Source organism: Nocardiopsis sp. FR4, assembly GCF_009830945.1.
Lineage (GTDB): Bacteria > Actinomycetota > Actinomycetes > Streptosporangiales > Streptosporangiaceae > Nocardiopsis.
This window is the reverse complement of record NZ_ML776455.1, coordinates 91721-111496: the sequence shown is the minus strand read 5'-3', so window position 1 is coordinate 111496 and position 19776 is coordinate 91721. Positions and strand designations below refer to the sequence as shown.

General features: G+C 64.1%; 12 protein-coding genes and 1 pseudogene. 6 read left to right on the top strand and 7 right to left on the bottom strand.

Translation table 11 applies throughout. From position 1 onward, the window contains the following. Window positions 1-151: 151 nt before the first annotated feature. From FYW95_RS28805 to FYW95_RS27955, 4 genes and pseudogenes are all read right to left on the bottom strand, one after another. Window positions 152-367, bottom strand: a complete 216-nt coding sequence (locus tag FYW95_RS28805) for a DUF397 domain-containing protein (protein ID WP_160049956.1) — start codon at window positions 365-367, stop codon at window positions 152-154. A 208-nt stretch (window positions 368-575) separates the two neighbouring features. Further along, window positions 576-1445, bottom strand: a complete 870-nt coding sequence (locus tag FYW95_RS02690) for a helix-turn-helix domain-containing protein (protein ID WP_160049955.1) — start codon at window positions 1443-1445, stop codon at window positions 576-578. 2371 nt (window positions 1446-3816) lie between these two features. Beyond that, complete coding sequence (locus FYW95_RS02685) at window positions 3817-4176, bottom strand: DUF3885 domain-containing protein (RefSeq protein WP_201294636.1); 360 nt, start codon at window positions 4174-4176, stop codon at window positions 3817-3819. A gap of 214 nt (window positions 4177-4390) precedes the next feature. After that, window positions 4391-4501, bottom strand: a pseudogene (locus FYW95_RS27955) (peptide-methionine (S)-S-oxide reductase); the annotation flags it as partial. A 115-nt stretch (window positions 4502-4616) separates the two neighbouring features. Between FYW95_RS27955 and FYW95_RS02675 the strand changes: the two are divergent. Next, complete coding sequence (locus FYW95_RS02675; protein ID WP_160049954.1) at window positions 4617-5801, top strand: tyrosine-type recombinase/integrase; 1185 nt, start codon at window positions 4617-4619, stop codon at window positions 5799-5801. 59 nt (window positions 5802-5860) lie between these two features. Here the strand turns inward: FYW95_RS02675 and FYW95_RS02670 are convergent, their stop codons facing one another. Both FYW95_RS02670 and FYW95_RS02665 read right to left on the bottom strand, forming a co-directional pair. Beyond that, window positions 5861-6025, bottom strand: coding sequence for a MerR family transcriptional regulator (locus FYW95_RS02670; RefSeq protein WP_160049953.1), 165 nt, complete (start codon window positions 6023-6025; stop codon window positions 5861-5863). Between the two features lie 65 nt (window positions 6026-6090). Beyond that, window positions 6091-7056: a replication-relaxation family protein gene (locus FYW95_RS02665; RefSeq protein WP_236572032.1), complete on the bottom strand. Its 966-nt coding sequence runs from the start codon at window positions 7054-7056 to the stop codon at window positions 6091-6093. A gap of 1505 nt (window positions 7057-8561) precedes the next feature. Here FYW95_RS02665 and FYW95_RS02660 point away from each other — a divergent pair. Further along, a complete protein-coding gene (locus FYW95_RS02660) occupies window positions 8562-10085 on the top strand; it encodes a hypothetical protein (RefSeq protein WP_160049952.1) in 1524 nt (507 codons plus the stop codon). A gap of 45 nt (window positions 10086-10130) precedes the next feature. On the opposite strand, the gene FYW95_RS02655 is transcribed toward FYW95_RS02660, so the two are convergent. Continuing rightward, entirely contained in the window at window positions 10131-10592 is a 462-nt protein-coding gene (locus FYW95_RS02655; RefSeq protein WP_160049951.1) for a helix-turn-helix domain-containing protein, read from the bottom strand. 716 nt (window positions 10593-11308) lie between these two features. Between FYW95_RS02655 and FYW95_RS02650 the strand changes: the two genes are divergently transcribed. Genes FYW95_RS02650 through FYW95_RS02635 form a run of 4 tightly spaced genes read left to right on the top strand, consistent with a single transcriptional unit; the run spans window position 11309 to window position 19243 of the window. Then, the gene (locus FYW95_RS02650; protein WP_160049950.1) at window positions 11309-12961 is read left to right on the top strand and encodes a hypothetical protein; all 1653 of its coding nucleotides are present in this window, start codon (window positions 11309-11311) and stop codon (window positions 12959-12961) included. Continuing rightward, window positions 12958-13713, top strand: a complete 756-nt coding sequence (locus FYW95_RS02645) for a hypothetical protein (protein WP_160049949.1) — start codon at window positions 12958-12960, stop codon at window positions 13711-13713. The genes FYW95_RS02650 and FYW95_RS02645 overlap by 4 nt, the downstream gene beginning before the upstream one ends. Further along, window positions 13710-18164, top strand: a complete 4455-nt coding sequence (locus FYW95_RS02640; protein WP_160049948.1) for a coiled-coil domain-containing protein — start codon at window positions 13710-13712, stop codon at window positions 18162-18164. Before FYW95_RS02645 ends, FYW95_RS02640 begins: the two co-directional genes overlap by 4 nt. Continuing rightward, window positions 18161-19243 (top strand): hypothetical protein, encoded by a 1083-nt coding sequence (locus FYW95_RS02635; RefSeq protein ID WP_160049947.1) that lies wholly within the window; start codon window positions 18161-18163, stop codon window positions 19241-19243. Before FYW95_RS02640 ends, FYW95_RS02635 begins: the two co-directional genes overlap by 4 nt. Window positions 19244-19776 lie beyond the last annotated feature (533 nt).

Here is a 19776-nt window from a genome sequence, read left to right as displayed (position 1 = left end):
ACGGCGAACGATGGCAGGGAGAGCCCAGGTCACCCTATCGCCAATCTCCGCTGGCACATTGGGAACACCGATCCCCAGCGCCACATCCAGCCCTCCTTGCGGAAGAACGCAAACCGCGTAACACGTAGCCGTAAGACGGATAAATTCCGTGTCAGGGCTGAACCACCGCTCTCCTCCCGACGATGCCACCGATCGAGAGGACGAAACAGACCCATTCTTGACCGTGGAAGGTGAAGAACGGGCCAGCGGGACTCTTCGAGTCGCGAACCAAGATCCTCTGGATCTTGAAGGCGACCTCGACACACTGTATGTCGTCACTGTGAGTACTGGTGTGCCACCGTGGCGGCAAAGCTTTCGGTAGAGGCATCCACTCTCCTCGGCGCTGGGGGAGTCAGGGCACACGGCCCTGACCGCCGACGACACGGCTCCTGGTGAAGTCCAGAAAAAGCGTACCGGCCTGGCAGCGACAAGTGTAGATCTCGAATGAGAAATCCACCAGTAAAATTCAGGACGACATCAGCCGCCGACCCTGGATGGACTCACTCGCCAATCCTAAAAAACGGACAGTACAGCACTCATGAAACTTTCATTTCAATCGCAACCGACTCGATCATCGACACAGACTCCTCACTGCCAAGAGTGTTATTAGAAATCAGATCTTCCACTCTTTCCCTGTGTCTCCTGACACGGTATTCCTTGTCAGAGACAACACATCTCCCATCGCTCTCTGTGTAAAGAATTTCTCCGAGCACACCATCGAACTTCAGGATGGTAAATGAGCCACGAAATCCAAAGTGCTCTCCCACACCAAAGGGAATGATCCGTATGTCCACATGCGGACTCCGGGCGGCATGGACGAGTGCCCACAGCTGCAGCGGCATGATGTTCGGGTCTTCACGCACTCCCACGTGCCGCCGAATAACCGCCTCGTCGAGCACATACGTCTGCTTGGGGCGCACGGCACGTTCCTCGATGTGGCGCTGCCTGCGCCGACGAACATCGACGATGAGGTCGGCATCGCTTCCGTGGACCACCGCTTTGGTGACAGCTCGGGCATACTCGTGGGTCTGCAACAGCCCAGGAACCACTGTGGCCTGGAACTGTAAGATCGAGGACGCTCCGGCCTCCAAGCCCACATAGCGCGTGTAGTCGGGCTTCATCACCCGACGGAAGTCGCTCCACCACGCCTTCTGACGCGCTCCTTCACCCAGGCGGACCAACTCCTCGCCTTCACGGGTCCTGGCCACCTTGTACAGGTCCAAGAGTGCGTTGAGGGACACCTTGGAGATGACCTGCTGGCCCTTCTCGTAGCGGATCACCTTGGAGACAGACCAATCCAGGGAACCGGCCACCTGCTCCTGGGTCAGCCCACGACTCTGGCGCAGCCGCACCAGCCGGTCCGTGAGCAGGGCCTGATGGACTACTGGTCCGCGATCATCGATCATGGCTCGTCCTTCCTTTCGGGTGCGTGTCACCGTCGAAGCTGATGACGCGGAACAGCGATGTGACGCACATCATGGCGCCCCGCTCCACCTGGATCCGACTTTCGGGGCTCGCACGCATACGAGCGGCCAACCCCTCAATGCGCTGACTTCCGGTACACATTGCAGTGTGCCATGTTGCACCGAATACTCTTTCTTTGGTATGCGGACACTGGCATACATGCATAGGAAAACGCTTACCAAGTCAGATCGATGCCACAAAGGGGGTAGCCATGGACCACTCAGGGCTGGTATGCGAAACCCATCCGGGCTAGACCAACGACCCGCTGACCTGAGTTGCGCCTCACCTGGAACCTGACGCTAGATTGTCCTGAAGACCGTTTTTCTCCCGCACACGACCCCCTCGGCCAAGGGGGTCGATCCGCGACCTCGCTCCAAAAATGAGAGGAAAACGGTCATGCAACGACGAAACGCCTTCTTCTGGAGGCGTCCTCCGAGAAAGAGAAAGGAGGGGTCCAACAGCGGAACCAAACGAGTGCCGCGCATCGTCTACCAACTGGGGATCCGCGTACTCGCGACCATCATCGCCGGACTCTGCCTGGAGATGCTGGGAGTACTCGGCTGGCTCGAGTGGTTGGCTGCGTGGGCTTGGCCCGCGTGGATCACTGCTCCCCAGGGGGTGTCCACGGCGATGAGGGGAATCCTGGGGGAAGGCTAACCCTCCCCCAGGGCCCTCCGATGAAACCACGTACGAGTTTTCAGCCGCTCTGCAACGGGTTCCATCGCCTACCACCCTTGGCGGACAACCAAGGGTGAGTCCATCGCCGCGGCGAGTCCGTGGCGGATCGACATCCCGACAGGCCTGGCCGCGCCTCCGGGCTCCGAAATATCTCGGAGTCGGGCGCGGCCAGGCTTTCGTGCCTGCCTGCCGCACTCCCGACCGACACGGTTCCACTCGGAGCACACAGATCTACAAGCTGGTAGTTTATCTTGACAGGAAGGTAACAGTCAAAACCTAACCCAGCTTGAATCCTAGCCGAAATAGCAGGAACACCTCCCGCAGGAGCAGCAGGATACCTCCGAGCGGTCATCGACACCCTGCGTCCCAGCGGATGAACCAAGCATCTGACATGCACCGATACCATCCGGAGGCGCTGCCGCCGAAAGAGGTCCGACCTCTTCCTTTTCGGACAGAGCTCCAGGAAGCACCAGGACACCCCAGATGACCGTAACCCTCGTTCGGATCGGATGCGGGCGCAGGCTCTGACCCACTCCCACCACCGAACGAACGGACGCCCGCGCGGCACTACCCGCCCACACCGGTGCTCAGCACTCGACCCGTGAGGGAGACTCCAACCTTCTCGGGGGTTCTGGGCAGCCTTCTCAGAACTAGAGGCCGCGGTCTCACGCACACACCTCCGGGACCTCACGGAGACCGCACACACGGGCGATCTCGCCAGGCGAGGATGTGAAGGTGTCATGGAGCACGCCAATCGCTTCGGGGGGCCAAGCGAGCTGTACCCGGAGATCCTTGTTTCCTGACAGATCTCCGCTCAAACCCTAAGCCAACCACAAAATATCCGTCCCTGCCTCGGAACCCTCCAACGATGTGCGAAGAAATAAAGCACTCAGCGCCAGAGTTCACACACCCGCACCCACCCCGGGGGCGAAACGGTGAGTGACCACGTGGAAGCGGTTCCAGGCCTACCCGGCGATCATGGACGGACCTCCCACAACACCGGAGACGTCCCTGTCATCCGCACCGATCGAACGGAGCTGGTTTCTGCACGTCAAGCGCACCGCACACAGAGCCTGCTCCGAATGCACGGAGACCGACCCACCTGGGCGGATACAGGATTCACCCACCATGCCGAGCCTGTCCAGCCCCATCCACACGTCAAGGACGATTGTCTTTCCCAGACATTGAAAATTCACATAAGTTAACACAATAGAAGAATCGGTCACAGTGACCATAGGACAACAATCCTCACATGCGACCACAAAGATGACTTAGAAACACATAGAGCCACAAAAAATCATGCGAGTCTAGATATCAGTGCAGGTTGTGCCCGGCTACTCGATGTTCCTGTCCTCCAGACCCGGACCCAAGCTAGTGTGCGGTGCCGTCGAGAGGGCCCAGTCCGGAAAGCGACCGAAGTGCCTCGAAAATAACGTTGTCATTGCCGTTTGACCGCACCACCTGCTTCCTGAGTAGGAGTCAGCAGAGCAGGACCAGATGCTTGTACAGGGAACGGACATAGCGGCGCCCGGGATCGTGACTGGGTCCTCGGGAGCGGAGACCGTGTCTGTCCGCGCGGCGGGAGCCACGCGCTTACACCTCCCACCGGTAGAGCACAGGTAAGCGAAGGTCCGGTCAGCAGCCCAGGGGATGCGGGACAGCCACGCGGCGTACCGGGCGCGCAGGCGGTCGCGCTCCCCGGGCGTGGGCAGGATGACGTCGGCGTCGCCGTCGTCGTGGGGCTGGTGGAACCGGGTGAGGCCGCCGTCCGTGACACACGCCGGGCAGTACGTCGTCGGCGACCGCGCGGAGCAGCGGGTCGATGCAGCCGCGCTCCCAGCGGCGGCGGTCGGCGTAGAAGTACCAGCGGACGTGGAACTCCAGGTCCGGGTCGTCGGTGTCCTCCAGCTTGGTCCACACCGTGCCTTCGGGGCGCAGGGCACGGCGGTGCTCCGACCACCGCAGCTCGGACGGGTCGGCCCAGTCGGTGGTCACGACGTAGGCCTCACCGCCCGCGAAGAGCTCGTCGAGGACCGTGTTGTAGCGGTCCAGGACGATCGCTTACTCCTCCTCGCCCCGGGTGACGCTTCGGCTCCGGCAGTCCGTGGAAGCGCATCCACCGGTCGCCGTACGCGGTCTTCAGCTCACGGGCGGGCAGGGGCCCGGCAGGTGTCATGCCCCCCGAGCCGGGCCACCCGACCGGACACGGTCAGGCGGTGTCGTCCGAGGAGGCCACGCCGATCGGGCAGCTGGCGCCGGTGCCGCCGATGCCGCAGTAGCCGTTCGGGTTCTTGGCGTCGGACAGGTACTGCTGGTGGTAGTGCAGGACGATCCGGTGTTGTCACAGGTCAGGCCGTATACGGCTTCTGTCTTGATGGGAGCAACCATCGTTCAGCCATCACCAGCTCCCACCTGGACGACAAGGGAGCCGAGCATTGCCCCAGAAGCCGATCAGCCTCGGTCACGGCAAGGGCAGCATCTTCAAGCGCTGTGAGTGCGCCGACCAGACGCGCTGCAAGCACGAGTGGCACATCCGCTACCGCATCGACGGCAGGCCCCGTGAGGAGGGACACGACCAGGGCTGGACCCGCCGCCAGGCGGAGGGCCGCCTGAAGGAGGTCAACAGGGCCAAGTTCGCCGAGGCGCCCGTGGAGCGCGCCACCATCCGTTCGGTCCCGTCCTTCGAACGGTTCACCGGCGACTACCTGCGCGGCCGGATCGACCTGGGCAAGAACACCCAGCGCAACTACCGCAGCATCCTGGAGAACCACGTCTACCCCGAACTGGGACGCCTGCCCATCAACCGCATCGCCCGCAACCCCCACGTGCTGAACCAGTTCAAGCACCTCATCGACACGGGGTTCACCTATGGACGCCTCAAGGTCACGCGCGACCTGCTGCACATGGTCTTCGAGGAGGCCCGACTGGAGAAGGTCATCACCGACAACCCCGTGACACGCATCCCCCTACCACCCGAACCCCTCGGCGAGTTCTACCTGCCCACCGCGCAGGAGATCCACGCTCTGGCCGAGGCCATGCCACCCCACCTGAGCCTGGGGATCTACCTGGGAGCGGGCTGCGGGCTGCGCCTGGGCGAGATCCTGGCAGCCAACGCCTCCTGCCTGCGGGAGGGCAACACCTACAGGCTCAACCACCAGTGGACCAAGCACAGCGAGTTCGGGCCCCTCAAGCACCGGCGCCAAGGCGAGTACCGGGACACGCCGATCAGCGACGAACTGGTCTCACACATGGAGGAGCACCAGAAAAGGTACGCACTGACCCCGGACGGCTACTACCTGCGCGGGATGCGGCGGGAGTTCCTCAAGCTCCGCGTCCCGCAGGGCGGTGAGCACCTGAGAAATGCTCCCGTCTCGCACGCCGCGTGGGCCACCGCCTTCAGCACGGCACGGCGCATCGCCCAGATCCCGCCTGAAGTCGACACCAAGAGCCTGCGGCACTTCTTCGCCTCCACGGCCGTGCGCAACGGCATCCCGCTATCGGACGTGGCCGACTACATGGGCCACAAGGACATGCAGGTCACCCACAAGACCTACAAGCACCTGCTGCCCGAGTCCCTGACCAGCATGAGCAGGGTGGTCAGCAAGGCCTTGTTCCAGTAGCGCCGACAACGACCGGAGGTCCCCAGCATGCCGCCGGGGACCTCCCCTGTAGACAGGCCCTACCTCTGCCGGTGCACCCACTTCCTCAGCTCGGCCGGATCGCAGCGCAGCGACCTGCCGATCACCACCAGGGGCAGCCCCAGATCACGGCCCTCCATCCGCGCCCAGCGCTCGGACTTGCCCAGGTAGCGCGCCACCTCCTTGAGCGTCATCAGCCGTTCCATGCTCCTGTCGTCTCTCTCCGCCGCTCGCTCCTCTCCTGTCGCGGAAATGCTGGGACAGAGTGACTTCAGCGTCTGGAGTAGGTGAAGCCCAGCGCGAAGTCGGTGTACTGCTCCTGGTCCCACGACGGGTCGAGCAGGTTGAGCCAGATCCGTGCCCGCGGCCCCTGCTCCACCAGGTCGGGCATCGTCGCGCACCCGATCGCGAACCCCGCCCGAGGCACCATCAGGTACTGCGAGGAGCGCATATAGACCGCCAGGTCGGTCCGGCGGTTGGCCAGACGACGTTCGTTGGCTCCGTCCAGGACCACCAGCACCCGGGGAAAAAGCGGATAGCGCTCCCACCACGCCGGGCGCGCCGGCCCGTCCGCCGCGCTCCTGCGTTTGCGCAGGGGATGGTGGTCGAAGTAGCGGGCGTAGGCCACCAGCTTGTTCGCCAGCCGGTGTACGGGCATGGTGGCGCGGTCCACCTCCACCAGGAACTGGATCTGCCAGCGGTCCCCGCTGGGTTCGACGACGATGTAGTGCAGCAGGGCGTCGCTGATCACATGGGTGTCGGCGAATCTGCCGTTGGCCTTGGTGTAGCGGTGGGCCACCTCCGGGATCCAGTGCAGGGGTTCGAAGCCGTCGCCCAGGAGGCGGGCGTGTTCGAAGAAGGCCAGGCCCGTCTCGACCACCGCCAGCATGTGCTCGGCGAGTGGGCCCGCGGCGCGCTGGGGGCTCATCCGGTAGGGGCGCACCGGTACCTGGTCGCTGTCGTGTACCGCGTGTGCTCCTGCGGGGGTGAGGAACCAGCGGTGCGGCCGGCGGCCCGGGGGCACCACGCGGTCGGCCAGGCCTTGTGTGCGCAGTTGGTGCAGGACGTGGAGCATGTACCGGCGTGAGGTGGTGTTGGGGGTGAGCATGCGGGCCAGTTGGTGGCTGGTGGCCAGGCGGTGCTGGTAGAGCACCGCCTGGGCGTGTTGGGCCAGGGCGCTGGCCTCAATGGTGCGGATCGGCAAACCCTCGTCCTCCTCGATATAGGGGAAAGACATCGCGTCATAAGGGAGAAGCCCGCCAGGGGCGAGCATGTGACGCATCACGACCGCGCGACCCGGCCCTTGAGGGAAAGCGGCGTTTTTGTCCGGGGGAGAGAACTCCCCCGTTTCGCATCACCACAGAGAACGAAAGGGATACCCGCAACACCAAGGACGCAGGAAGATCCGCCCAGCGCCTTTCAGGTCAATCCTGAGACGTTTGCTTTCTCCATGCGACCCTTTTCTCCGGGGTGACCCTTCCAAGGCTTCAGAGTCCGACTGAGGGCCTTGGCACGCGGGACGAGCGCGGCGCCAGCCATGCAGCCCCACCCTCCTGGCCTGGCCGGGCAGAGGCTCAGATGCACAGCATGTACGGGTGTTCCCAGCTCAAGGTAGATAGGCGAGCAGGTGAGAGGAGTTCAGGCAGGAGAGTGAGAGGCAGTGAAGTAGGGGTGTCATCACGGTCATGGGGAGACCGGGCGGAAGGTAGGTCACCTTGGTCTGGAACGTTGGAAAGCACCGCAGGCCTACAGAGGGAAGAGCACGATCCAGGCGGAGCAGAGGAAGACAGGAGTCATAAGAAGGAAGACGCTTCTCTCTTACATAAGGAAAGAGAGAAGATGTCGGCGTTTGCCGACAACGCTTCATCCTCTACTGTGTCAGGCTTTGATGCGTCCGGCGCCCTCGGGAAAGTTGAACCCGTTCCTGTAGTGGTGCCTGTAGCGCCCGGTCAACCGTGGGGTCAACCATTGTTCGAACCCTTAGGTCAACCCTGCTGAGGGCGTCCGCGCCTTGGCGTCTACTCTCCGCGGAACTGCTGTCAGGAGGGCTGCTCGGTCAGGGCGCAGCGGGGTGACCGTTCACGTCCTCCAGCACCCGGGGACCGACTGACGCAGGCTCCGGCAACCTCGAGAGAAAGCCCCGGCGAGAGCGGCCCAGAGCCGCTCCGATGGCATGGTCCAGGCGGACCAGGTCGGAGAAGAGGTGGTACACCTCGGACAGGTTCTCCAGCCAGGCCTGTACAGCTGCGCCCACACGGCGTTCGAAGAACGCTCCACGCCTGGCAGACGGACCATACTGCTGTGCAACCGTGTCCATGGGTGTACCGGGTTGGCCGTGCACGCGTACCACCATGGTCCGCTCCTGTACCACTCTGTTCCGCCGACGGCCGGTAAGGGTATCGGCACTGGTCACAACGGTTTGCCGACGAGTCGGCAACCCACGTCGGGCCTACACCTCTAGTAGTTCCCTTGGTGCGGGAGATAAGAGGCCAAGGACAAGCACACCCGGCTTGGGGCCAAGCCGCAGCCGTCGCCGTATCCGTTCGGAGACCTTCGGCAACTCGGGTCGACAACCAAGAACTGGGATGCCCCGGACTCCTCCATACCAACAGATACGTCTCCGCTTTTCGGTTATCCCCTCTCACTACGACGCCCTGCTGTAGGTTCGGAACCCCAACCTCCTGAGGTTCCTGGCCTCTCCCTCGACTGGAAAACGGCCTCTCAGCCGGAGAAGGGACGGCGATGCGTCGCTGGGACCCCCTCAACGAACTACAGCTCTCGGTACTGTCCAAAATCGCTGAAGGCGTCGATCTCAGCAGCCGAGAAGGTGCCAAGTACCGCAGATCGGCCTACGCGCTTCGTGACCGGGGCCTCGTCACAGCGGGTAGGAAACAGGGCAGGTGGCAAGCCCACGTCACGGACGCTGGCCGCTTCTACTTGAAACACGGACACCATCCGGACAGACCCTCTGATGAGGAGAGCCCGAAGAAGAGGGAACGTCCGGCCGAGGTAGAGCGGAAGAGAGCCCGAGCTTCCCGCTCCACTCCTTCGGACGATGCCGCGAAACTAATCGCCGACCTGAACGCGGCCGGAGGTGTCCTCCGCTTCGAGAGTCCGGACGGGGAAACCCGGGCACACTACCGAAGGGTGATTGACCGCGCCAAGCGGTACAGCCTCGTACCCGAGGGCACATCCCTCAGGTACACAGGGCGTAGTGCAGGAGACCTGGTCGTCTGTCTGATCGACCCGGCGAACGGTGGTGAGACGGAGTGGAACAAGATCCGGACCACCACCGGCAGCACGCACACCGGTACGGCCGCCGCTCTCGAAGAGCTCCGACGCGATCCTTCTTCCCTGAAGGTCTCAGAAGCGCTTCTCCCCCGAGCGCTGACCGTCGTCGAGTCCCTCGGCAAGGCCATGAGCAGGAAGGGTTATCGGCTGGTCCTGGCCAAGAGGCGCAGCGGAACCACGTTGTTCGTCACAGTCAATGGACATCAGTACGACCTGACTGTGGCGGAAGAGCGCGAACGGGTGGGGAAGCACTCGGACACACGGCTCAGGCCACGCTCGCTCAACCGCTACCTGGTGCCGCGACCGGCATACGAGCTCAGATGGACCGGTCGCCTCACACTCGTGATCTCACCCGAAGGATACGCCGACTCTACGGACTGGAGCGACAAGGGACGCCGACGCCTGGAGAACCAGGTCCGTGACGTCGTTCCCGAACTCGAGCACCGCTCGAAGGCCGCGGACGAAGCGAGGCTCGCCCGGGAGCGTCAGCTCAAAGAATGGGAGGAGCAGGAGAGGCGCAGACGGCTCCGCGAACAGGCCGAATGGGAAGAAGCCATGGCCGACGCGACGGAACACGCCATCGCGGCCAGGCGGAGCGTGGTGTTCCGGGAGGCTCTGGAGGCGTGGAACACCGTCAACGAGATTCGGGGCTTCTGCAGAGCACTGGAGAAGGAAGCCCAGGAGTGCGGGGACTCAGCACATGCTGAGCGATTGATGCTATGGGCACGGTGGGGGGAGGAGACAGCCGAGCGGTGGGATCCCGTCCGCTCCGTTTCCGGCGTTCGAAGCCAGGACTTCGACGCTGCGCCCTCACCGGATGAGCTGAGGCCCTTCCTCGGAGACTGGAGCCCTCATGGACCACGCCGTGAATACCGCTACCGAACGGAGCCCGAGGAAACGGACCACGGGAGATACTCGCGTTCAGAGAGCTGGCATTACCGTCAGCGGGGTCGCCCTCAATGGTGGCGCCGCTGAGAGCGGCCGGCCCACAAGAGCCCGATTCGACAGGAAGTCGACCTCTCACCTGTGGTAGCCACGATGCGTGTTCTGGGTGATGAAGTGTGCCAGCGCGTCACGGGATATGTACTTCCTGGAACCAACCATCACATGCTCGATCTCCCCACGGGAGACGAGTTCGTAGACGGTGGAGTACGAGAGCCCCAACGCCTTACCGACGTCCTTCAGGCTCAGGAGGAGCGGGCCCTCCGGTGAGAGCGGGTGCGGCTGCTTGATGACGACCGTCTCCTCGACCCCTACCACCTCTACCTCAGATCCCGTGGTCTTCCAGGAACCGAAGTAGCCGTACGGGCGATCGAACTCCTCCCGAACCTTCTGGACGGCGTCCTCCTCATCCGTGGCGCGGACATACCTCTCGGCCGCCTGAACACGTGTCACCACGACTCGGTATCGCATGAAGGTCTCCCGGATCTCAACGTGTTTGGCCTTGACCGCCTTGCGCTTTCCGCTCGCGATCGCCCTCATAGCGCGCACGGTCGCGTCCGGCGCTGGGCGCTCTTCCCCGTGCGGACGACGGTTGGTGGACGAGGCTCGGGAAGCGGTCCCGGTTGGGCGAGGGGTCGACTTCTCGACGGGGCGATAGGCACCATGCCGGAGGTAGTACGCACCGTCCGGTGTGGTGGTGGCCGACCAGGTCCCCCCGCGTTTGCTCACCGTGACCAGACGCCGCCCCTGGAGAGCGATCGCCGTGGTCTTGTAGGTGTAGTCCCGCATCACGCCGTCGGGGCATCCGTTCGAGATCCACGTGAGCACTTTGACCTGCCAAGGGCTCAGTGGCGGGAAGCGTCGCGCCATGGCCCCAGTCGACCACAGGCACCACTCTTCTGGGAGGCCTTCTCCCATCTCGATACTGCCTGACACACCGTTACCATCTCTACACCTGCAGACGAAGCGCCACAGCGTCTTCCATTTCTAGAACATATGTTCGCACTCCTGGGAGACATCCGCGTCAGCGCCGCTGTCCGCCCGTCTTCACGCCGACGCTTTTCACCACCTCGACTGCATCAGCACAGGTCACGGAAGCTCCCACCTTTGCCGCTCAACTCCGGCATCGATTTCCTCAGGACGGCAGGACCAGAGTTCTGAAATCACCAGACCAGATCAGGCCAAACCCCGGAAAATTGTCGCGACCCTCTCCTAACATTCGCAGTGGGAAGGCCAAAACGGCAGAGAGCGGTCATATGGAGTTCTTGTTCGAAGAGGACGACGGCGCGTCGGGAGACCACACCGAACCACTGACCGATGGCCAGGCAGCGGGTTCGTTCGCGACCGGCACTGACGGACTGAGCGTGCACGAGTCCTCTTTCCCTGCTCGGGTGGCCGCTTTCCTACGGTTCAGCCCCGTGTTCGAGGCCATGCAGGCGGCCCGCCGCCGAGAGTGGCCCGAGGATGCCTACGACATCGTGACACTGACTCTGGCCGCTATAGACCTGGTGGTCTCCCGGCAGGGTTTCGAACTGGAGGCGACCCGCACGGACGTGATCCAGGCGCTGTCCCAGCTCGCGGGAGCGGCTGCTCCCGAACAGTCGCCCGACGAGCACTCGGACGTCGCCGCCTTCGTGGTGGACTCCCTGTTGAACAGGTCAGCCCGACAGGTGCCGTTCCGATATGTGACAAGCGACTACTCCGCTCCCGACCTCGTCCATCGGCGGCGCGAAGTACCGTTCTCCCTCCTGATCGAGCACGACCACCCGGCCCGGGACGAGAATGTCCTGCGAGCGACCAAGGACGCGATCAACGCGCTGATCGGCGGTCTGGACTTCGACGTCGAGGACGAACAGGTCGCGACCGAACTGATCCTGGAACGGCAACTGGCCCGTAACGACTTCGAACCAGCGGTCATATCCGCCGAACGCGCCAGACTCCTCTCGATGAGTCTGGCCGAGGAGTTGGACCGCCTCCTCCGGCAGACTCGCCGCGACCTCCGAATCGTGGAAGAGGAGTGGGCCGCTACCGTACCGGAGCAGCTTGAGAGGGCCAGAGACCACATACGCGGGCGTCTCAGAGTCGAGCGGAACCTTCTGGCAAAGATCCGTGAGGCTCTGACCAGCACGGATTCCCGTCTCCTGAAGGCGGCACTGCGCATCGGTCAACTGTTGGAGGAGTGCCAACAGCGCCACGAGTCCCTGCACCAGCGGGTCATCTCCGCACGCGGAGTGTTCCTGGACGAGCAGGAGCGCCAGGCGTTCCGACCACCCGCGCTACTCAATCTGCCTGACCCCCACCAGGATGTCCTGATGCCGGCTCTGGAACTGGGCCGCACTGATGCCGGAACCCTCACCGAGAGGTTCCTTATCGATATGTGGGGTCCCAGAACGCCCCGCCTTCCCCGTTTGTACCGACTCGTCAACGACCTGTGGTCACGGCACACCAGAACCGGACCCAACGACCGCAACGAGGACGAAGGACACGACCTGGCCGACCCTCCTGTGCCGCTCCTCCGACCCGAGATCATCGGCGTCGCAGCCCGTGCCGTCGAACGCGTGGGACTCCCCGCCCGACTGTCAGCCCTCATCTCCGCCTGCTACGACGATCCGCAGGAAGCCTCCGCCAGCATCCGCCAACAGGGCGCTGAGGTCCTGAACCTGGCTGTCCTGTGGGCTTTCTCCCCCGAGGACGCCGATGACGACGAAGGACGATCGGCGGACGACCTCATGGCCACTGTCCTCGGTCGGAGAACCGCCGTCGACGGTGACGGACTCCGCCTGCGCCTCCCCGGTTGGGACGGCGACGACGTGATCGTCGCCCGCGATCCCAACAGTCTGGCGGAGGCGGACCCCACCCCTTCAGTGCTTCTCAGTACCCCACCTTCCTCGATCGAGGAGCCGACATGACCCTGACCGACAACGACCACACCGACATCGGAACGCTGGTCGCCTGGGCCCTGCGTCCCGCGCAGCGACCAGGCCGCAACCCGGAATATCAGCGGGTGCTGAGCCGCTACCGCACGGACCTGAACTTCAAGACGGCCACCAACGCCATGCTCCACGGCCTCGGAGCACAGGTGCTGTCCGACGGAGACTTCGGACTGATCCTCGGTGTCCAGCCGGAATCCCCACTGGCGTTTCGGCTCTCGGACATGCCCAACACCGGCAAACCCGAGCACAAGATCCTGGCCGGGCTGGTTCTCACCGGCCTCGTCGCCTTCGCCTTTCCCAGCGCTCAGGAGCTCGATGACGACAGGGTCCGGCGGGTGCCCTCCCGGGATCTGGACACCTGGCTGCGCGAGTTGTGCGAACAACTGCGTACACACGACGCGGCCGGGGAGATCATCCCGGAGGAAGGGCTGGACGAGGCCTGGCGGATCTATCTGGACATGCCGCCCACGGACTACGGGAAGCAGGGGCCCCGATCCGGCAGGCTGACGACCAAGTGCACTCGCTTCTGGGTCGAATCCATCCTCTCCTGGCTCACAGGGCAGGGCATGGCACGCACCGACCCTTCCGTCAGCGGAACGTGGACGCTAACCGAGAGGTTTCGCGTACACGCCAGGGAGATCGCGCTCGAACGCGCCTACACCTTCATCGCGGAACTCCGCCGAGCTCAGCGGGGAACAGATCCGATCAGCGAGGAGAGCGACGGATGACGTACCAACTGGCAGCCCTGCGATTCCGCTCCGTCGGCGAGCGGTCGGCCCGGTTCACCGACCTGACCCTCGATCTGACCGCTCCGACCGACGAGGGTGCGCTCCCCCACGACTCGGTGGTATGGCTTCGCAACGGCGGCGGCAAGTCCAGCATCCTGTCACTGCTGTACGCGCAACTTCTGCCGCGTGCCAACGACTTCATGGGACGGGCGGTCCAACGGCACCTCACCGACTACGTGGACTCGGGCGACACCTCTCACGTGACCGCCGTCTGGCAACCCGTGGAAACAGCCCGGACGCTGCTGGGTGATCCAGAGGACGTCCTCATCACCGGTGTCGTCCATGAATGGGTCGGCCTACGCCGCCCCGTCAAGGCCACCGAGTCACGGGACCGCCTGAACACCAGCTTCTACCTCTTCCGCATGCTGCCGTCTCTTCTGGACCTGGAGAACCTTCCCTTCACCGACGAATCAGGCAGACCCCGACGGGCAGACGCCTTCCTGGACGCGCTGAAGAACATGGCGAAACCGCATATGCGTCACGTCGACCTCGTGGTGACGGACAAACAGTACGTGTGGAACAAGGCGCTGCTGGACCGCCACCTGGACCCGGAGATCTTCCGGATCCAGAAGCAGATGAACCATGTCGAGGGCGGTGTGGAGGACATGTTCAAGTTCCCCGCCGCCAAGGACTTCATCGATTTCCTCCTCGATCTGACCACTCAGCCGGATGCGCCCGCCAGTGTGGCCCGCAGACTGGCCAGCGTCACCGAACTGCTGTCCGCCAAGCCCCGCAAGATCGAGGAACGTGATTTCTGCAACGCGGCGGCGACAGGTCTGGACGAGGTGTACTCGCGTCATCGCAAACTGCAGTCCGCCAACGATGAGCTCTCGGCGGCCGATATGTCCGCGATGCGGTTGGCGTCCTCCTTCGCCTCCTCGGTCGCCAAGATCGGCGTGGATCTGAAGCATCTCGAGTCGCAGAAGAAGGTCATCCAGGAGCAGAGAAGCGCGGCCAACAACGAACGCTCACAGAGCGGGGGACTGCTTTATCTGTACCGCCGGGAGGCCGCACGGCTGCGTCTACGCGAGGCCGAAGTCGAGGAACGTGCCGCATACAAACGGGCTGAGGAAGCTCGCGCCACCAGCCGGGCCTGGGAGGCCACCGGGCAACTGGCCGCCTTCGCCACCCTGGAGGGCGAGCTCGCCCAAGCGGAACTGGACGCGGCCGCTGAGGAAAACGAACTCGCCCCGCTGCGTGAGGAGCACGCCCGCAAGGCAGTGCTGCTGAAACTACGGCTGACCAGGCTCGCCGAGGAAGCCGATTTCGGGTCTGAACTGGCGGATGAGCAACGAGAAACAGCCCTGGAGTCCGCAGCCGCGGAGAAGGAGCTCGCTGGGACGGCACGCGCCGATCGGGACAAGGCCGCGACAGACGAGACCAAGGCTCGTGAACGGCTGACCATGCTCGCCCGGCAAATCAGCCGAGGGGTGGAACGCGGCCACCTGCCCGCGGAATCCACACCCCCCGACCAGTACCTGACGACAGTCACGGAGCAACAGAGCCGGGTCGACAACCGCGTCACGGAGCTTTCCGAGCAGGCGGAAGATCGTCGGCGGCGCCGTAACAAGATCACGGCACGGCAGACAGACCTGGCACATGAACGCAGTGCGGCAGAGCACGCCAGGACCGCAACGGCACAGCGCCGAGCAGGGCTGGAGCAGCGTCTGAGCGTGTTGACAGGTTCCGAACGGCTGCGTGAACTCGCCGAAGCCGACGACACCACCAGCATCGATCTGTGGTCGGAAGCGGCGCTGCTTCAGCGTCGGCTGAGCGACGCCGCGCTCTCGGCCGACAACGAGCGCATCCTTCGCCGGGCCGAGCGGCGTGCCGACCAGCACACCATCGAGGCTCAGCAACGCGACCATGTACTTCCGCCCGGGCTGGATACCGAACGCGTCGAGCATGCACTCACCAGCTCGGGCATTCCCACGCAGGCGGGATGGTCCCACCTCCGCGAGGTCGTGTCCACTGACCGCCTCATCACCCTCCTGGATACTCCGGAGGTAGCCCGACTGGGGTGCGGCGTCGTGGTACCGACCGAGTCGGTCCCCGAAGCCGTGCGTACTCTGAACGCTCAGAGCGTCGTGACCACGAATCTTGTCGGCCTCTACTCCGTGGAAGCCGCTGACGCCATCATCCGCGGCGGCTCCACGAACAGCTCCGGTACCGAACCTGCCTGGACCGCCCTTCAACCAGGTCTGGTCGACCCGGTCGAAGCGGAGGCGACGGTACGGATCCTGAAGGAGCAGGCGCACGTCCATCAACGGATGGAACGGGAACTGGCCGCCCAGCGCGACGCCGATGAGGAGTTGCGCCGCGAGATCATCGCTTTCCTTGGTGACTGCCCTGCCGGGCACCTGGAGGCGCTGGATGAGGAGATCGACGGCCTCGACCAGAAGATCACGGGGTTTGATGAGGAAGCCGAAACACTTCGGCTGGAACTCCAGAGCCTGAACGACCGCGATGAACTGGACGAGACCCGCCGTGCCGAACTCGTCGAGGAGTCACGTCTTCTGGGCGCAACCATCGACTGGCTTGAGGACCTGCTGCCTTCGTTTGCGGAGAAGGAGTCGTGGCAACGGCGCGAAGCCGACGCCCGACTGCGCAAAAGCGATGCCGTCGCACGGGAAGCGACACACGACCGTGCCGCCACACAAGCACTGCTCACAGCCCAGGCCAAGGAGTCCGAAGCCGGCGCCAAACAGCGTCAGGCCCAGCGCTACCGAGCGGAGAGCGACGAGATCCCCGACAGTCCCGATGGACTGTCCGTTCAGGTCCAGATGTCGGACGACTCTGCCGTACCGCTGGACACCCTGCGCCACAACCAGCAGAATGCGCTGAGCGCGCTGAGGCAGCGTGCGTCCGCATCGGTACTGGCCGACCGTGTTCAGAGCCTCACCCAACGCGTCGCCTCTGCCCGGCAGGAACTGGGCACGCTCACTTCGCAGGTGCGTGAGGTCGCGAGCCGACTACTCGCCTCACCAGAGGGCCAGGACCGGCATCTTCGAGACTCGGCGCTCAGGGAAGCCCGTGCAGCCTCAGAAACCGCTGACCGAGAACATGGCGTCGCACAAGGCAGGGTTCAACAGTGCGCAGCCGATCTCAGGACTATTGAAGAGGTACGGCAGAAACCGCGCCGTGCCCTGCCCACGGTACCCGTCGATTCGGCACAGGCCGAGTCCTTGGCTGCTGAGCAGGAAGTACTCACCCAACAGGCACAAGAGAAGGTCACCCGGGCAGAAGCGCTCATCCAAGAACTGGACGCACGAGTCCAGAGCTCTGGTGTTCGCCAAAAACTCCTCGACACCCTGTTGGAGTCACTTCCCAAACCTGGAGAAGATGCCGTCACCGAGGCGGACCTGTTCACTGATGACGAGAACACCGCCAGGGAACGCTCCCGCGAGGTCAGGAACGCCATCACCGCCGCGACGAAGAAGGTCGACACGGCGAACGCGGAGCTCACGGCTTCCGTGGACCAGCTACGGCGCACCGCCACACGATTCCCGGGGGTCTCAGGTCCGGTCAAGGACCGGGTGGCCAACGACCAGCCTGCCATGCTCGGCTCTCACGCGTCCGACCTGGCCGACCGGCTGCGGCTGCGTGCTCAGACACTGGGCGATGAACTCACCTCGATCGCCCAGGACCAGGGCATTCTGAGCGAGGCCCTGGCCCACCTGGTCAAGGAGAGCCTCGACGTGCTCGCCAAGGCCGAACGCGCTTCCCAGATGAAGAACACCTCCGGTTCCTGGTCGGGGAAGCGCATACTCCGGATCGGATTCGACAGGCCCAGCGAAGCGGATCTGATCGTCTACGCCGAGCGAATCATTGACCGGACGGTGCAGAAAGGGCTCAAACCCGAGGGGATGCCGATGCTCAAGGCAGCCGTCCATGAAGCGGCGGGACCTCGGGGCTTCACTGTCAAGGTGCTCAAGCCCACCGAAGACGTCACCGGCGCTACGGAGGACATCAGTCGGCTCGCCAAGTGGAGCGGGGGTGAAAAGCTCACCGTGTGTGTGGCCCTGTACTGCACGCTGGCCGCGCTACGCGCCGCGAACACCGGCCGCCGGGGGCGCTCGGGCGGGGTACTGCTCCTGGACAATCCCATCGGCAGGGCCTCCTCAGCCTCCTTGGTGCGGTTGCAGCGGAGCGTGGCCGCCTCACACGGAGTACAGCTCGTCTACACCACAGGTGTGAAGGACCCCGCGGCCGTCATCCAGTTCCCCAACGTCATCAGGCTCGAGAACCGGGGTGGTCGCACCCGCAACCGCCGCTACATCGTTGCCGAGGAGGAGATCAAGGACCGCGCCATGGGGGTCACCGGCATCCGGGTCGCGCATCACGACCACTCCTGGGAGAACGATTCTCCCCATGAGGGAGGAGAGGTATGAGCCACTCCGAGGAGCAGCGGTTGTCTCCACTGGCCGCTGAACTCGCCCACGTCCTCGACGGTGCCCGCACCAAACGGGTCGAGGTTGATGTGCTCTTCGAATGTGCACACGGATTCGACCCGGGGCTGGTCGGTGATCCCCAGGGCCGTGCCCGGGTCCGCACCGCTCTCGATGAACTCGGCAGCACCAGGAAGATCACGTTTCCAGCGGACGGTTCGCGGACGGGTTGGGACACGCGTGCCTCTCCGCCGATACCCAACTGGGTCATGCGCGTCATGCCTCCGGCGCCGTCCAAGCCCGAACCCATCCGGCGTGTCTGGCCCAAGGCCCTCGAAGCCGCAGGGCGGATCGCCACCCGCGCCGACGAACAGGAGGTCCTCGAGCGGATAGCCTCCTGGATGCGCGACACTCCCACACCGGCCCCGGCTCCCGTCCAGGAGCGGTCCTTGGAGCTCTTCGATGACGAGAAAGCCCTTGAGCGCTACCTGAAGACCAGGCTCTTCACCACTGGCGCGCTGAGCCTGGACTCTCTGGCGTGCTTCGCACCACCCCTACCATTCGTCTCCCAGTACGTGCGGGGAGAGGGCCGCCCCCGTCTGCTCGTCGTGGAGAATCTCGCCACCTACAATTCCTTCCTCACCGCGCTCCGGCGATGTGGACCAGATGCACGCCCGAACCTGCACGTGGGGTGGGGACACGGCACGTCTTTCACACAGAGTGTTCTGAGCATCCCTATGCTCGAACCGGCACCAGATCATGTCTACTATTTCGGCGATCTGGATCTGGCAGGACTGCAGATAGCCGTGCGTGCAGCCGCACAGGCCGAAGCAGCCGGGCTACCGAGGCTACGACCAGCAGAAGCCCACTATCGCTTTCTGCTTGACGGTTCCGCATCCTGGAGGAAACCGGACGCGAGCAACCGACACGCCTCGTCCGACTACGCAGCGGTATGCCGGTGGCTCCCCGGGCCACTGCAGAACCGCGTTCTGCCCCTTCTCCAAGCACGGCAGCGGATACCACAGGAACGGCTTGGAACGAGTGTCCTGGTGCGTAACCCGGGTCTGGGACAGAACTGGTGATGACCACACACGGCACTGCCGAAGTGGCCTGGACCCTTTGGCCCCCTTAACCGCGCGGAACGGCGACAGCACGGTTGATACCGACGATTTGGGGGCCAGAGCCCATCGCCCGTGACAAGCTGCACCGCCTTGGCACGGGCACCGGCTTCAGAGGGGCGGCGCAGACACCGGATGGCTTCGGAGAGGTTCAGCGTGTGAAGGCCGGAGCCAAACCCGGAGACCGCTACACCGGCACAGGGATGCGGGTGTAGCGGTAGGTCGGCGTTCCGCGCCCTCGCGAGGGTTGCCGTAGCACCCGCAGAGGAGAACCATCCGCTTGCTTTCCCCTCATCCTCGGTGTCGTCGGATCTCGTCCACAAGGCCCTGTGGTGTTGGGGCTCTCAGCATCAGGGGGTAGGGGCCACCGCGCTGGAACCCCCAGAAGCTTCGCGACGCGGGCCCCCAGAACACGAGCCACCTGGAACCGAGGTGGCGCTGAAGCCCTCGGGCGGCGTCATAAGCACATTGGTCATCCGCACGTTGCCACCCCATAG